The organism is Proteus hauseri (genome assembly GCF_004116975.1).
Taxonomy (GTDB): domain Bacteria; phylum Pseudomonadota; class Gammaproteobacteria; order Enterobacterales; family Enterobacteriaceae; genus Proteus; species Proteus hauseri.
Genome location: NZ_CP026364.1, coordinates 2,166,788 through 2,183,079 on the forward strand (window position 1 = coordinate 2,166,788; position 16,292 = coordinate 2,183,079).

Annotated in this window: 14 protein-coding genes; 7 read left to right on the top strand and 7 right to left on the bottom strand. The window is 38.0% G+C overall.

The features are described from left to right. Nucleotides 1-53: 53 nt before the first annotated feature. Nucleotides 54-1,082, bottom strand: a complete 1,029-nt coding sequence (locus PH4a_RS09955; RefSeq protein WP_244212872.1) for a FecR family protein — start codon at nt 1,080-1,082, stop codon at nt 54-56. Next, nucleotides 1,072-1,620, bottom strand: coding sequence for an RNA polymerase sigma factor (locus PH4a_RS09960; RefSeq protein WP_129039479.1), 549 nt, complete (start codon nt 1,618-1,620; stop codon nt 1,072-1,074). The genes PH4a_RS09955 and PH4a_RS09960 overlap by 11 nt, the downstream gene beginning before the upstream one ends. Nucleotides 1,621-1,791: 171 nt before the next feature. On the opposite strand from PH4a_RS09960, the gene PH4a_RS09965 reads away from it, so the two are divergent. Further along, nucleotides 1,792-2,589 (top strand): energy transducer TonB, encoded by a 798-nt coding sequence (locus PH4a_RS09965; protein WP_129039481.1) that lies wholly within the window; start codon nt 1,792-1,794, stop codon nt 2,587-2,589. A 261-nt stretch (nt 2,590-2,850) separates the two neighbouring features. On the opposite strand, the gene PH4a_RS09970 is transcribed toward PH4a_RS09965, so the two are convergent. Further along, complete coding sequence (locus tag PH4a_RS09970; RefSeq protein WP_129039483.1) at nt 2,851-3,315, bottom strand: hypothetical protein; 465 nt, start codon at nt 3,313-3,315, stop codon at nt 2,851-2,853. Between the two features lie 568 nt (nt 3,316-3,883). Then, on the bottom strand, nt 3,884-5,551 hold the full coding sequence (ettA, locus tag PH4a_RS09975) for an energy-dependent translational throttle protein EttA (protein WP_129039485.1): 1,668 nt from the start codon (nt 5,549-5,551) through the stop codon (nt 3,884-3,886). 341 nt (nt 5,552-5,892) lie between these two features. Between ettA and sltY the strand changes: the two genes are divergently transcribed. Together sltY and trpR are read left to right on the top strand one after the other, a co-directional pair. Next, entirely contained in the window at nt 5,893-7,812 is a 1,920-nt protein-coding gene (sltY, locus tag PH4a_RS09980) for a murein transglycosylase (protein ID WP_129039488.1), read from the top strand. 101 nt (nt 7,813-7,913) lie between these two features. Beyond that, nucleotides 7,914-8,225, top strand: a complete 312-nt coding sequence (gene trpR / locus PH4a_RS09985; protein WP_129039490.1) for a trp operon repressor — start codon at nt 7,914-7,916, stop codon at nt 8,223-8,225. 76 nt (nt 8,226-8,301) lie between these two features. Here the strand turns inward: trpR and yjjX are convergent, their stop codons facing one another. Next, nucleotides 8,302-8,838: an inosine/xanthosine triphosphatase gene (yjjX, locus tag PH4a_RS09990; protein ID WP_064718934.1), complete on the bottom strand. Its 537-nt coding sequence runs from the start codon at nt 8,836-8,838 to the stop codon at nt 8,302-8,304. A 51-nt stretch (nt 8,839-8,889) separates the two neighbouring features. Between yjjX and gpmB the strand changes: the two genes are divergently transcribed. Further along, nucleotides 8,890-9,537, top strand: coding sequence for a 2,3-diphosphoglycerate-dependent phosphoglycerate mutase GpmB (gene gpmB / locus PH4a_RS09995; RefSeq protein ID WP_064718935.1), 648 nt, complete (start codon nt 8,890-8,892; stop codon nt 9,535-9,537). A gap of 43 nt (nt 9,538-9,580) precedes the next feature. Here gpmB and robA read toward each other — a convergent pair whose 3' ends face one another. Next, entirely contained in the window at nt 9,581-10,489 is a 909-nt protein-coding gene (robA, locus tag PH4a_RS10000; protein ID WP_129039492.1) for an MDR efflux pump AcrAB transcriptional activator RobA, read from the bottom strand. A 203-nt stretch (nt 10,490-10,692) separates the two neighbouring features. On the opposite strand from robA, the gene creA reads away from it, so the two are divergent. Beyond that, nucleotides 10,693-11,169: a protein CreA gene (creA, locus tag PH4a_RS10005; protein WP_064718937.1), complete on the top strand. Its 477-nt coding sequence runs from the start codon at nt 10,693-10,695 to the stop codon at nt 11,167-11,169. 198 nt (nt 11,170-11,367) lie between these two features. Here creA and arcA read toward each other — a convergent pair whose 3' ends face one another. Then, on the bottom strand, nt 11,368-12,084 hold the full coding sequence (arcA, locus tag PH4a_RS10010; protein ID WP_006535263.1) for a two-component system response regulator ArcA: 717 nt from the start codon (nt 12,082-12,084) through the stop codon (nt 11,368-11,370). An 814-nt stretch (nt 12,085-12,898) separates the two neighbouring features. On the opposite strand from arcA, the gene thrA reads away from it, so the two are divergent. Next, nucleotides 12,899-15,358 (top strand): bifunctional aspartate kinase/homoserine dehydrogenase I, encoded by a 2,460-nt coding sequence (gene thrA / locus PH4a_RS10015; RefSeq protein ID WP_129039494.1) that lies wholly within the window; start codon nt 12,899-12,901, stop codon nt 15,356-15,358. Beyond that, nucleotides 15,340-16,290 (top strand): homoserine kinase, encoded by a 951-nt coding sequence (thrB, locus tag PH4a_RS10020; protein WP_208730470.1) that lies wholly within the window; start codon nt 15,340-15,342, stop codon nt 16,288-16,290. The genes thrA and thrB overlap by 19 nt, the downstream gene beginning before the upstream one ends. Nucleotides 16,291-16,292 lie beyond the last annotated feature (2 nt).

A 16,292-nucleotide genomic window follows, 5' to 3' on the forward strand; every position in this document is an offset into this window, starting at 1 on the left:
GTGAAATGAGAATTATCCTCACCTGTAAAAAGGAATATTTTTCATTTTTCTTTTTACTTATTGATAATTAACGCATTATTTTTATCACTAAAAACAACGTTAACCGGCAATATCAGTGGAATTGCGGTAATAAAGCTTTTCGCGTCGTTAATATTAGCAACGCCAGAGACTTTCATTTTAGCAATTTCAGGTGAGGAAATTTGAATGTTAATATCAAGATAAGGCTTGAGTTTGGTGATGACTTCATAGAGAGGTTGTTCGAAGAAATGAAGTTGTCCAAAACGCCAACTACCAACAGAATCAATATTAATTGTGCTGATAGCCAACGTATCTCCTGCTGATTTACTTATTGCTTGAGAGCCTGCATATAAATAGGCTGGCGATGCTTTTTCAGCGGTTTTTACTTCGACAATACCTTCATGTACTGCGACATTAATTTGATTGTTTTGATATCGACTGACTTCAAATTCGGTACCAACGACTTTAATTTGACGGTTATCAGCATGAACATAAAATGGACGGTAAGGGTTTGATTTAACTTTAAAATAAGCTTGTCCTTTATCTAACCATAAACGGCGTTCTTGCTGAATATATGCCACTCTAACTTGTGTTTCTCTATCGAGAAAAACCTTTGAGCCATCTGCGAGCGTCATCTCTTTAGATTGGCTGCTGGTGGCTAGCGTCATGTTATCCATCAATAATGCGGGTAAACGGCTATAGGGAAGATACAAAATAATGAGTAAACATAAAGTCGCTGTAGTATGAATTAAAGGGCGCCAAATTGAGTGTTTTCTTTTTTCAACTAAAGGAATTATGGGTCGTGATAAGGCTTCACAGCCACGCCAAACTTCAGCTATGGCTTGGTAAGCTTGTCGATGAGCATCATTTGCTATCCACTGTTTAAATTCTTGACGTTGCTGAGGCGTTAGTTTTTGACTGTGTTGACGTGTAAACCAGAGTGCGGCTTGTTCATCAATTAAGTCATTGAGTAAATAATCATCAGAGCCTAAAGAAAGGGAGTCTGATACCTCATCTGTGTGAGATTTATTTTCCGGGATGGTATATTCCGGTTTACTCATCATTCGTGCGGTTCTCCTGTCCTGCATCGACATATCTTTTGCAATGTAATAGCGCAGCAGCAATATGCTTTTCAACCATACTGATTGAAATCTCCATTTGCTCAGCGATTTCGCTTTGGGATAATCCATCAAAACGATAAAGCACAAAAGCTTCTTTACGCCGAGGTGGCAAAGAGGCAATTGCTTCGCTAAGTAGTTTTAAACGTTGCTGATGTTCGAGTACATATCCGGGATCAAGTTCCGTTGTGTAATTTTGAACCGCATCGTCTAATTCATATTCATCCTGATAAATATTTTTCTGTTTTTGATTTTTTCTCCAATGGTCAATCAAGACATGATTGGCAATTTTAAATAGAAAAGCCCGCTGTTCTTGCACTGGGGTTTGTTCTTTTCGGTTTAGCCATAGTGTAAACACATCTTGAGACAAATCATCTGCATCATGGTAATTACCCGTACGTTTGTGGAAAAAACGTACAAGTTGTCCATAGGTCGATTGATAGGCACAACTAATTTTTTGTGCCAATGATTTATCGCTAGCCATAATCTCTGGTGTCTAAAAAAGAGTGAAATAATAAGCTCTTACTGCTTCTCATACGAACAAATAATGATAATTATCAAGCTAATTTTTTATGTGCTTATTAATAATAAGCAATATCATTTGTGTTTGTATTATGCCTATAATTAATTAGAAAGAAAATCAGGGGCGAGAATTATGAGTAGTATGTCGGCGACTTTTCCACGCCGTGGGTCTTTTTCTATTGGTGGTTTAACCGCGAGTATTTTGTTTCATGTAACACTGGTGGTTGCCACAATTGGCTGGATAACATCTAAAGATGAGCAGCATGGAATTTTACCACCAGCAATGACGATGAATCTTGGCGTGTACCAATTAGCACAAGCTGAGGTTAAAGAGCTACCTATTGGGCCAGAAAAAATGATGTCTGTTTCTGAGCCTGTAGAAACAGAACCAGAGCCAATAAAAGAAGTGCTTGATGTTCCTAAAATGCCTGTTGTTGAGCAGGGTACTTATGAACGTATCCCAGAAAAACCAAAAGTAAAACCTGTGGTGAAGCCTAAACCTGTTGCGGTGAAAGTGCCAGATGACCTGCCTGTTTCTCAAGCACCATCAGAGACAACCAGTGCACCGATTTCAGGCTCTAGCTCTGCCAGTAGCGCTCAATTTAATAGCTTATCGTCGGTGTCAGCAAGTGGACATCTGGGATGGGAAAGTTTAGTGCATAGTCATCTTCAAATGTATCGACGTTATCCACCTGCTGCTTTACGCTTTAAAGCAACTGGGGTTACTCAACTTTCTATTTTGTTAAATGCAAAAGGAGAGTTATTGGATGTGAGCATACAAACGTCATCTGGCAATCGTATTTTAGATAAAGAAGCGCTAAATACCATAAAACGAGCATCGCCATTTCCTGCACCAGAAAGTCACCGTTTAGTGAATGGAACTATTTCATTTACGGCTCCTGTGACTTTTGATTTAAAGCAGCAAAGTTGATAAGAAAATAATAAGTTATATAGAAGTTAATAAGAGCGTAATAATAAATTTAAAATGAATGAAAATAGACAATTATTACGCTTAAATATATAAAACTAAAAAACCACCATTACGGTGGTTTTTTAGTTTTTCATTTTATATTTGTTGGCATTGCAATTTTTCAGCGTCGCGGGGAAGGTTGCTGCCCCTTTTATCCTCACCAAGGAATTAATACTATCAAATTAAAAAATGTGAGTAACATTATTTTAAAATGGAACTCTTTTATAATAAAACATCTTCATCAATCTCATCGATATGTAAAGCATTAATTTCAGAGGTATACATATATCTCTCTTTTAATGTGAATGAGCTATTTTTTAATTTATATATTTCTGAATCTCTTGTTTTGGTATTGATTTTTAATTCTTCCAACTCTAGATATATTTTAATTTTTGATATAGATAAAGCTAATCCTTTATCTAATAATCTCTTATCATTGCGATAAATAGATAATCGATAATTTTCATTTCTATAATATTGTTTGTAACCTTTTAATTTAAACAAAGGAGGAAGTATTCTTGTTACACAGACAGTTTGTATTATATCGCATAAAGTATAGGTTTCTTTTTTTGCAAGGTCACAAATACTCTTTATTGACTCATCCGATAATTTAAAAATAGAAGAGTTAACATCTAAATCTTTAGGTTTTTTTGAGGTGAAGGGGAATGATTTTAACCTCTCTATCATCTATCTTTACAACGATAGTTGGTTTTCTTGTATGCATTTCACCCTGCTGAATATTATTAGGGTAGCATTTGTTCGTTTTTATATTTGCATCTAATGTGAGGGAAGAAAAAATATCTCTAAATTTACGATAACAATTTCACTAAGATAAAGTATAGATTTAGCACTTTTGTAATGTTTTTTTTAATATTTGAGATAGATAAATATCACAATAAATATATTTTGGTGACAATCAAATATTAATAAATAAACTATTTTTGTTTATATGGTTATTTCTGATTCTTTTATTTTTCATCGATGTTCTTTTTTTCAATAAGTGATTTTGTAATAAAGATGGGATATGCTTTTTTATCATTAATATGTTCTCTAAATAAAGATATTATAACCTTATTGACACTATTAAAAATTATATAAACTAATAATTTATTTTTGTAATAACTATAAGGCTCAAAGTAATGTCATTTAAGTTTTTAAATTTTAAATATATTAATTAACTATCAATCTAATGAAATAAAAAGCAGAGAGTTATCTCTGCTTTTTATTATTTAAATAAATACATTAAGTTATGTGTTTATTTAGTCATGCGTTTGTACTTCATGCGACGAGGCTGAATAGCTTCGTTACCTAATGTACGTTTTTTGTATTCTTCGTATTCAGTAAAGTTACCTTCGAAGAATTCCACTTTACCTTCATCTTGATAATCGATGATATGTGTAGCGATACGGTCAAGGAACCAACGGTCATGCGAGATAACCATTGCGCAACCAGGGAACTCTAACAGGGCGTTTTCTAACGCTCGTAAGGTTTCTACGTCGAGGTCGTTGGTTGGTTCATCGAGCAGTAACATGTTACCGCCAACTTGAAGCAGTTTAGCAAGATGTAAACGACCACGTTCACCACCAGAAAGCTCGCCAACACGTTTACCTTGATCAATACCCTTAAAGTTAAAGCGACCGACGTAAGCACGGCTTGGGATTTCAAAGTTACCAATACGCATAATATCTTGGCCACCAGAAACTTCTTCCCACACTGTTTTGCTGTCATCCATGCTGTCACGGAACTGTTCAACAGCCGCTAATTTAACAGTATCACCAAGCGTTAATGTGCCTGAATCAGGTTGTTCTTGACCGGAGATCATGCGAAATAGTGTAGATTTACCTGCACCATTAGGGCCGATAATACCAACAATAGCCCCTTTAGGGATAGAGAAACTCAAATCATCAATCAGAATACGATCACCGTAAGATTTAGTTAGATTGCTGATTTCTAATACTTTATCGCCTAAACGTGGTCCAGGTGGAATAAAGAGTTCGCTGGTTTCATTACGTTTTTGGTAATCCACGCTGTTAAGTTCTTCAAAGCGAGCAAGACGAGCCTTGCCTTTAGCTTGACGACCTTTAGGATTTTGACGGATCCACTCAAGTTCTTTTTGAATTGATTTATGGCGAGCGGCTTCAGTTGCTGCTTCTTGTTCAAGACGGGCATCTTTTTGCTCTAACCAAGAAGAGTAGTTACCTTCCCATGGAATACCTTCACCACGGTCAAGCTCTAAAATCCAACCCGCTACGTTATCAAGGAAGTAACGGTCGTGGGTTATTGCCACAACGGTACCTTCATAGTCATGTAAGAAACGTTCTAACCAAGCGACAGATTCAGCATCTAAGTGGTTGGTTGGTTCGTCTAATAACAGCATATCTGGTTTTTCTAATAGAAGACGACAGATAGCAACACGACGACGTTCACCACCAGACAGTTTCTCGATTTTTGCATCCCATTCAGGTAAACGTAGCGCTTCTGCGGCACGCTCTAATTGGTTCTCGAGGTTGTGACCATCATGAGATTGAATAATCGCTTCTAACTGGCCTTGTTCTTTCGCTAATTTATCAAAATCAGCATCAGGATCAGCATAAGCTGCATAAACTTCATCAAGGCGGTTTAATGCGTTTTTCAGTTCGCTTACTGCTTCTTCAACGGCTTCACGCACTGTGTGTTCAGGGTTTAATTTTGGTTCTTGTGGTAAGTAACCAATTTTAATACCTGGCTGTGGGCGTGCTTCACCTTCGATATCTGTATCGATGCCCGCCATAATGCGTAGTAGTGTTGATTTACCAGCACCATTAAGACCAAGCACACCAATTTTCGCGCCCGGGAAGAAGCTGAGTGAAATGTTTTTAAGAATATGTCGCTTAGGTGGGACAACTTTCCCGACACGCAACATACTATAAACGTATTGAGCCACTATAATTACCCTTTGATTATAAAAGAGATTTTATCTAATGTGCCATTTTTCATGGTTAAATACAAAGCATTGTATTTAAGTTGATAGTTTTTGGCACCTAAATGAACAATAGCAGAGTCAATGTCAGTATTTTGCCAAAGACCCGAAAATGATGAAAGTCGCCAGTATACCCGATTTATAAAAGAAAACCTTAGTGAAAAGAGTGGATTTGATCTTACTTTAGCGCTTCCTCTTAAAGTCTTGATAATTTATCTTAAACGGGGGAACTTACATTGTTAATGATTATCATATTAGCTAATGTATTTATTATTGGCGGTTCTATTTTGAGGTGGAGAGATAACGTGGTTAAGCAAAAGTGGCCTTTAATGTTAGCAATAAGTTCATTGTGTTTTTCAGCATGGGTACAAGCCGATTCATTAAGTGAACAACGTGCTCGCTATCAAGAAATTAAAGCAGCGTGGGATTTAAAAAAGAATGATGAAGTCGAAAGATTACTGCCTACGTTGCAAGATTATCCTCTTTATCCTTATTTAGAATATCGTCAAATTACTGATAATCTAGATATTATCGCACCCGCTGTTGTAACGGAATTTGTTGCTAAATATCCTACACTTCCACCGGCTAAAGCTTTGCCTTCATTATTTGTTAATGAACTTGCTAAACGCCAAGAGTGGCAAAATTTACTGACTTTTAGCCCGGTTCCTCCTAATCCTAAAGCTGCAAGATGTAATTATTATTATGCTAAATGGGCTACAGGTGATGCGCAAACTGCTTGGTTAGGTGCTAAAGAGGCTTGGTTAAATGGAACATCGATGCCATCAAGCTGCGATGCTCTATTTGATGAATGGCAAAAAGCAGGGCAGTTAACACCAGAATTAGTATTAGAACGTATAAATCTTACAATTAAAGCTGGAAATACGGGTTTAGCAGCGTATCTGGCGAGACGTCTTCCTGCTGATTATCAAACGATTAGTGATGCATTGGTAGAATTACAAGATCAACCTAGTTTGGTTTCGCGTTATGCAACGGCACTTTCGCCAACTGATTTTACGCGTTCTGTTGTGCAATCTGCATTTTCCCGTTGGGCAAGAAAAGATCCTGATGCGGCAAGAGCACAGCTTGATTCTATTGCACATGCACAAAAAATGACGGCGAGTGAACGGCAATTAATGAAAGATGCCATTGCATGGCAATATATGCCTTATGCAACGCCTGAACAGGTTAAATGGCGTGATAGTACGATTCAAGATACTGCTTCTGATACGTTACGTGAACGTCGTGTGCGTTTAGCACTTAGCCAAAATCAACCTGCTGAGTTAGCGTTATGGTTGGAAAGGCTTTCACCTGAGAGTAAAAATAAAGAAGAATGGCGTTATTGGAGAGCGATGGTTTTACAATCTCAAGGTAAAACCAGTGAAGCGAAAACTATTTTGCAGCAGCTTACACAAAACCGTGGTTTTTACCCAATGGTAGCGGCGCAAAAACTAGGCCTGCCTTATATTATGGTGATTGATAAAGCTCCGAGTGTTAGTGCCGAGATCCCTACTCGTGCTGAGGTGCAACGAGTGCGTGAATTGATGTACTGGCAGATGGATAATTTAGCACGTTCTGAATGGGCTAATTATGTTGCATCGCAACCCGCGCAAATGCAGTCTCAGTTGGCTCGTTATGCTTTTGAACAAAAATGGGCAGATTTAGCCGTACAGGCAACGATTACAGGTAAAATGTGGGATCATCTTGAAGAACGCTTTCCATTAGCTTGGAAAGCCGAATTTGATCAATATACCAAAGATAAAACAATAGATCGCAACTATGCAATGGCGATAGCCCGCCAAGAGAGCGCCTGGAATCCACAAGCACGCTCTTCAGCAGGTGCAACAGGATTAATGCAAGTAATGCCAAAAACAGCGGAATACACCGTTAAACAAGCCGGTATTACAGGATATGTGAGTAGTGCACAATTAACTAATCCTGTGAAAAATATCGAAATTGGTACGGCTTATCTTGATTCCGTTTATCAACGTTTTAATCAAAATCGTATTTTAGCAAGTGCTGCTTATAATGCGGGACCTGCGCGTGTTGATCGTTGGTTATCAGATGCTAATGGCCAATTGGATGCCATTGCATTTGTGGAAAGTATTCCTTTTGCTGAAACGCGTGGGTATGTGAAAAATGTACTCTCTTTCGCTGTTTTTTACAGTTATTTCGCGGGTGAGCAACAACCCGTATTAACAGATACAGAATTAAATAGCCGTTATTAGTACATAATTAAGGGATTTATCGAAGGGAGCCTCTTTGCCAAGCTATAAACTATGTTATAGTTTGTACTAGTTAAAGAGTGTGGATAAAAGAGGTTCCTACGATGCAAGATCCTGCGTTATCACCAGAAGATAATGAGCACTGGTTACGATTTGTTGAATTACTGCAACACGCATTTGAACAGGGTGTGCAATATCCTGTTTTACAACTTTTAATGACGCCAGATGAGCGTAGCGCATTAGCAACACGAGTGCGCATAGTACAAGAGTTAATGCGAGGAGAATTGAGCCAACGAGAGTTAAAAGAAGAGCTTGGTGTAGGAATAGCAACTATCACACGAGGTTCTAATAGCTTAAAAACAGCGCCTCATGAAGTAAAGCTGTGGCTTGAAAAAGAGCTGATGACTAAGAAATAATAAAAATGCCATTTAATCAATATTAAATGGCATTTTGTTTTTGAGTCTTTTTAACCGAGTATTATTCGATTAATTGTTAATCTTCTCTTTGATTTAGTTCTTTATAGATATCGTGAGTTACTGGTACTAATGCAAGCACAAGTGCTTGTTGATAAACAGAGGTGCGACTGAGTAGGCCATCAGTAAAGTAACCAATAGCACCACCGCGTTGCTTAATATTGTCAATTTTAGTTAAGAAAGCCATTTCATCACCGAGCTCTCTACCTTCACGAATACCTTTTAAAATCTGTTCTGGCAGCATTAAACTTGCTGAACGCGATTCTCCACGAATTTGACCATGTTCTACGACGATCCAAGCAAAGGTCATATCGTCTTCAATACCTGCTTCGACACCGACCCAAAAATCAGCTTCTGGGCGGACTTGGCGAGCTGCCATCACGCGCTGGCGTGCGCCAGTTCTCGTTTCTGTATTTCCAATAGGTTGCTGTGGAACGCGGCTATCGACATTAATATCTTCAATATCAAAGGTATCTTTACCAAATACCTGCTCAAAGGCAAGTCTAATCGCATTGATTTTTGCTGGATTCGTAGTGGCTGCAATGACATGATACATAATGAATTAATCATCCTTTGAAAAATTTGAGCAGTATAACGGAAAAAATGTATGTTACAGGTCTATCTTGTTCGCCACGGTGAAACTGAATGGAACGTGGCAAGACGTATTCAAGGGCAATCTGATAGCCCACTAACCGCAAATGGTGTGCGTCAAGCACAACAAGTTGCTGAAAAAGTGAAGTCAGCTGGTATTACCCACATTATTTCTAGTGATCTTGGCCGCACTCGACAAACGGCAGAAATCATTGCACAAGCCTGTGGCTGTGAAGTGATGACTGACTCACGTTTGCGTGAACTCAATATGGGCGTTCTTGAACAGCGAGAGATCGCAACATTAAATACACAAGAAGAGGCTTGGCGCAAGAGTTTGATTGATGGTACACCTGATGGACGAATTCCCCAAGGAGAATCAATGACAGAATTAGGTAGTCGAATGCAGGCTGCTTTAACGCGTTGTCTTGATTTACCCGAAAATAGTCGACCATTATTGGTTAGCCACGGTATTGCTCTAGGTTGCTTATTAAGTACGGTGTTAGGGCTACCAGCCTACGCTGAGCGCCGTTTAAGATTGCGTAATTGCTCAATATCTCGTGTTGATTACCAAAACAGCCCTTGGCTTGCTAATGGCTGGGTAATTGAAACAGCTGGTGATGTCAGTCATCTTACTGATACTGCGTTAGATGAAGTTCAACGCTAAAAATTAAAGCTCTCTTTAATAACAAAAAGAGAGCTTTTTCTTTTTATACCGCTACATTTTCACGTTTGATAGGAATGTAATACTCAAAACGCTCAATATGATCTTGCGATTCCGTTACCATCTCATTGCCGCAACGAACATTTTTAAGATAATACTTTTCAACGTCATAGCCTTTACGGCGAGTAAGCCCCAGATTAGGTAAGCAAACACCATAAATCAGGAATAGAAACTCCTGTATGGCATCGCGTTTGGCTTCACCTGCAAAGTCAAAACGAATGTAGTCGCCACCGGCTAATGAAACTTCATTAGCAGCATCATCATTAATAAAAGTAGCATATTCAGGTTCAACGGCCGTGGTGTAAAGCACACGTTGTTCATCTTCATGCTCATCACTATGTTGTGTATGGTGTAAACCATAAACCTGATGAGGAACAGCATTAATTTTAGTCATATAATAACGCCAGAATATCTGACGCATATCTGAGCAAGCATTAGCCCATTCTTCAAGGGTATGAGTACAGGTTTGTTCAATACCAATGAGTTTTTTCTCTGGTAACTGAACAAATTCCCATTTTGGTAAATTTTGCTGCTCTAATTTAATCGGAGGACAAATACCAGCAGCACACCATTCGTCTGTACGACGATAAAGTGCAGGTGTTCGTTCAAATTGCTTTTTAAAGGCACGAGTAAAGGTTTGTTGGGAATCAAATCGATACTGTAAGGCAATATCTAAAATAGGGCGGCTAGTTAAGCGTAATGCAACAGCTGCCCGTGATAGGCGCCTTGAACGAATATAAGAACCAATCGCTTGTCCTGTAATTTCTTTAAACATGCGTTGTAGGTGCCATTTGGAGTAACCCGCTTTAGTAGCAACATTATCGAGTGATAATGGTTGGTCTAAATTATTGTCAATCCAAGCGAGCAAATCACGTATGATGTTGGTTTGATCCATACATCTCCCTTATTTATATTCGTTTGTTTATAGTTATAGATAGTAAGTAGGCTAAACAGCTATAACAAGTTACATTGATAGATAATTATAAAATATAGTCTTTTTCTTCAGCTTATGTACACAAATTCTTCTACCCGTTGATTAAATATTGATTTACTCTAGTCAACATAGCTCTTTTTTCTTTTTAATGGAACAAGGTAAATATGTTTAATTTCAAAAAGATACTAGCAGTCTCAATATTATTGCCATTTTCATTAATGGTAAAAGCAGAAGAGATTGGCTATGTAGATACTGTATTTAAATTTTTTGGTGCTAATCATAAAATTGTCGTTGAAGCATTTGATGATCCTGAAGTAAAAAATGTAACTTGCTATTTAAGTCGAGCTAAAACAGGGGGAATATCAGGAAGCTTAGGTCTTGCGGAAGATACAGCTGATGCGGCAATTTCTTGCCAACAAGTTGGCCCGATAGAACTCAGTGCGAATGTATTAAAAGGAAAGAATCGCGGTGATGTTGTTTTTCAGAAAAGAACATCTTTGGTGTTTAAAAAGCTTCAAGTGGTAAGATTTTACGATAAAGAGCGTCATGCGCTTATTTATCTGACTTATTCAGATAAAGTGATAGATGGTTCACCTAAAAATGCGATTAGCGCAGTACCAATTATGCCTTGGAAAGATTGATTTTTATAAATTAGTTAATAAAATTAATGAAAAATCAGGTAAAAAAATCTTTTAGATAACTTATCCATTTATTTTTAAAAAAGTTGTTAAGATCAATTTTTACATTTTAACTATTTGTTTTATTCTTTTTATAAAATAAAAAACCCGAATAAGAAATTCGGGTTTTTTTATTCACTAAGTTAGTTGAAAACGCTTAGATCATTCGTCTAAATCACCACAGAAACGGTAGCCTTCACCATGAATGGTGGCAATAATTTCGGGTGTATCAGGTGTCGATTCAAAATGCTTACGGATACGACGGATAGTAACATCCACAGTACGGTCATGAGGTTTTAGCTCGCGACCTGTCATTTTTTTCAGTAATTCTGCACGAGTCTGGATTTTTCCTGGATTCTCACAGAAATGTAGCATGGCACGAAATTCACTACGTGGTAATTTATATTGTTCACCAGCAGGGCTTATCAGTGAGCGGCTATTGATATCCAGCTCCCAACCATTGAATTTGTAGCTTTCAACTAAACGACGCTCTTCAGTGCCATTAACTAAGTTCATGGTACGTGATAACAGATTACGTGCACGAATAGTTAATTCACGAGGATTAAATGGCTTAGTAATGTAGTCGTCGGCACCAATTTCGAGGCCTAAGATTTTATCTACTTCATTATCACGACCCGTTAGGAACATTAATGCAACACTTGCCTGTTCGCGTAATTCACGAGCCAATAATAGGCCGTTTTTACCCGGAAGGTTGATGTCCATGATGACCAGATTAATATCATGATCAGATAAGACATTGTGCATTTCGTTGCCATCAGTGGCTTCGTGTACAATATACCCTTCAGCTTCGAATATGCTTTTCAGGGTATTACGAGTAACAACTTCATCTTCAACAATCAGAATGTGCGGGGTTTGCATATTTGCTACCTAAAATTACCAAAAATAGAAAAAGGAGATCTGCGTTTAACTTCTGTGTGTATAGTGTGGTTATTCATTTTTGTTATTAACACGCAAAAACTTAGACCCAGATTAGAATTCGATAAATAACCATCACGTTATTACAAACATTACATTTTTAACTCTAGATGAGCGCTAAAATCAGAATGGAAAACGCCCATAGTCTATTAACAGCAATATAACACCAGTTGCATTAAATACCATCTAAAAAGCTAACTTTTGTTGACACATATCAAAATCAAGATAACAGCTTAACCTTGATTTCAATAGTTAACTATATAATTTGATTTATGTAATGTAAAAGAAAAATATATGTTAAATATAGTGAGGTTTTATTTTTTTACCAGTTTTACTATTAAAAATGAAGTAGAATAAAATACCTTATTCTTTACAAAAGTACAAACAGCCAATTAACACTTAATAAGTAGCTTTATTTTCTGTTTGTATCCCTTGTAGATAGTAATATCTATACTTCTATTGGGGTAATCATCGAATATATTTTATTTATGTAGTGGTAAATTTAAGTTTTAAAATAAGAAAAAATTTGACATTCCTCTCGCTTTGCTTTAACCAGTATAGGGTCAAACAAAATTTGAGACAGACAGGATAGTTATGCGTATTAACAGCCAAGCTACAGTGACTATGAAAACAATTATTACCACCACCACCGGAATTTTATATTGCGGGGCGGGCTGGCGCATATAAAAAACAAAAAACGAAAGAGCCCGCATTGAAGAATGCGGGTTTTTTTTTGGCGAAAAATCAGGAGAGTTGTATGCGAGTGTTAAAATTTGGGGGAACTTCAGTTGCCAATGCCGAGCGGGTGCTGAATGTTGCTGATATTGCTGAGAAAAAAAGAGAGCAGGGACAAGTCGCTCTTGTATTATCAGCACCAGCCAAGATAACAAACTACTTGGTGGCAATGATTGATAAAACGGCAGAAGGAGAAGATCCTCTCACTCAAGTACGAGAAGCAGAGCAAATCTTTGCCAATTTACTGCAAGGTTTAAAAGAACAACAACCTGGTTTTGATTATGAAGGTCTGAAAATCAAGGTTGAACGCGAATTTGCTGAAATTAAACACATTCTTCATGGCGTTTCTTTATTAGGTCAATGCCCTAATAGCATTAATGCTGCAATGATTTGCCGTGGTGAAAAACTCTCTATTGCGATTATGGCGTCAGTATTACAAGCAAGAGGCTATAACGTTACTGTTATTGATCCTGTGCAAAATTTACTCGCTCAAGGTCACTATTTAGAATCAACTGTTGATATTCCTGAGTCAACTCGTCGTATCTCTGAGCTCAATATTCCTAAAGAAAACATTATATTAATGGCAGGTTTTACTGCAGGTAATGAGAAAAATGAGCTGGTTGTATTAGGACGTAATGGCTCTGATTATTCAGCGGCAGTATTGGCTGCGTGTTTACGTGCAGAATGTTGTGAAATTTGGACTGATGTCGATGGTGTTTACACTTGTGATCCTCGCTTAGTACCTGATGCTCGCCTATTAAAAGGTATGTCATACCAAGAAGCTATGGAGCTCTCTTACTTTGGTGCTAAAGTGCTTCATCCCCGTACTATTGCGCCGATAGCTCAATTCCAAATTCCTTGTTTGATTAAAAATACAGGTAATCCAGAGGCTCTAGGTACTTTAATTGGTGATGGTCAAAAAGATGACAGCACTCCTGTAAAAGGAATTACCAACCTAAATAACATGGCAATGGTAAACGTATCTGGTCCTGGTATGAAAGGTATGGTGGGAATGGCGGCTCGCGTATTCTCTGTTATGTCGAGAGCTGGGATCTCTGTTGTTTTAATCACGCAATCTTCTTCGGAATACAGCATTAGCTTTTGTGTGCCACAAAAAGAGTTACTACGTGCACAAAAAGCATTATCAGATGAATTTTATCTTGAATTAAAAGATGGTGTGTTAGATCCGTTAGATATCATGAACAACGTCGCTATTATTTCGGTTGTTGGTGATGGTATGCGCACACTCAAAGGTATCTCAGCGCGTTTCTTCTCCGCTTTGACACGTGGCAACATTAATATCGTTGCAATTGCACAGGGCTCTTCTGAGCGTTCAATTTCAGCGGTTATTGCTAATGATTCAGCAACTAATGCTGTCCGCCTATGTCACCAAATGCTATTTAATACAAATCAAATTGTTGAGGTCTTTATTGTTGGTGCTGGTGGTGTTGGTAATGCATTGATAGAGCAAATTCATCGTCAACAATCATGGTTGAAAAACAAGCATATTGATTTACGTGTCTGTGGAATAGCCAATTCACGCGCTATGCTAACAAATATGCAAGGTATCGATTTAGATAATTGGCAACAAGCACTAAAAGAAGCTAAAGAGCCATTTAGCTTTAGCCAGCTTATTCGTTTAGAAAAAGAGTACCACTTCTTAAATCCAGTGATCGTTGATTGCACATCAAACGAAGAAATTGCGTTGCAATACGCAAACTTCTTACAAAATGGTTTTAACGTGGTTACACCAAATAAAAAAGCGAATACATTGTCGATGGACTACTATCGTCAAATTAGACAAGCCGCTGAGTCTTCTCGCCGTAAATTTTTATATGACACCAACGTTGGCGCGGGTTTACCTGTTATAGAGAACTTACAAAACTTACTTAATGCAGGCGATGATTTAGTACAGTTTAATGGTATTCTTTCAGGATCATTATCTTACATCTTTGGCCAATTAGATGAAGGTAAAAGCTTGTCAGAAGCAACATTTTCAGCGAAAGAAAAAGGTTTTACTGAACCTGATCCTCGTGATGATTTATCAGGAATGGATGTTGCACGTAAACTACTTATTTTGGCTCGTGAAGCGGGTTATCAATTAGAACTCAGTGACATCGATGTAGAGCCCGTTCTACCCGCATCTTTTGACAGCACTGGTGATGTAAATAGCTTCTTAAGTCGCTTACCAAAGGCTGATGTCGAATTTGATGCCAAAGTTGAATTAGCACAAAAAGAAGGCAAAGTATTACGCTATGTGGGTGTCATTAATGAAGGTAAATGCCAAGTTAAAATAGCAGCGGTTGATGCAAATGATCCACTATTTAAAGTGAAAAATGGTGAAAATGCCTTAGCTTTTTACACTCGCTACTACCAACCAATTCCGTTAGTACTGCGTGGATATGGTGCTGGTAATGATGTTACGGCTGCTGGGGTATTTGCAGATGTGTTACGTACATTGTCATGGAAACTGGGAGTTTAAGCGTGGTTAAAGTTTATGCACCGGCATCAATAGGTAACGTGAGTGTCGGATTTGATGTATTAGGAGCAGCGGTTTCTCCAATTGATGGGCAACTACTTGGCGATTGCGTCACTGTTAAAGCCGCTCCTCAATTTATTCTTGAATGCAAAGGACATTTTGTCAGCAAATTACCACCAGAACCTGAACAAAATATTGTGTATCAATGTTGGCAGTTATTTTGTGAAAAGCTAGGAAATGAACTTCCTGTTGCCATGACATTAGAAAAAAACATGCCAATAGGCTCAGGCTTAGGATCAAGCGCTTGTTCTGTTGTTGCGGCATTAGTTGCGCTTAATGAGTTTGCAAAAAAACCGTTTACTGAAAGACAACTATTATTGATGATGGGAGAGCTTGAAGGCCGTATTTCAGGAAGCGTTCACTATGATAACGTTGCACCTTGTTATTTGGGGGGGTTGCAGCTGATCTTAGAACAAAACGGTATTATTTGTCAGTCTGTGCCTGCTTTTGATGATTGGTATTGGGTAATGGCATACCCAGGTATTAAAGTTTCTACAGCACAAGCGAGGGCCATTTTACCGAAGCAATATGCAAAGGCTGATATTATTAATCATGGTCGTTATTTATCTGGCTTTATCCACGCTTGTCATACACAGCAGCCAGATTTAGCTGCAAATTTAATGAAAGATGTGATTGCTGAACCTTATCGTACTCAGCTACTTCCTGGTTTTGACAAAGCGAGAGAAGCTTCTCAAATGAAAGGAGCACTCGCTTGTGGTATTTCAGGTTCAGGGCCAACAATTTTTACCATCTGTGATTCATTGCCAGTTGCTCAAGAAATGGCAGAATGGTTAAAACAACACTATGTACAAAACGATGAAGGGTTTGTACACATTTGCCGTTTAGATACTCGTGGCGCAAGACAGATAGGGTAAAT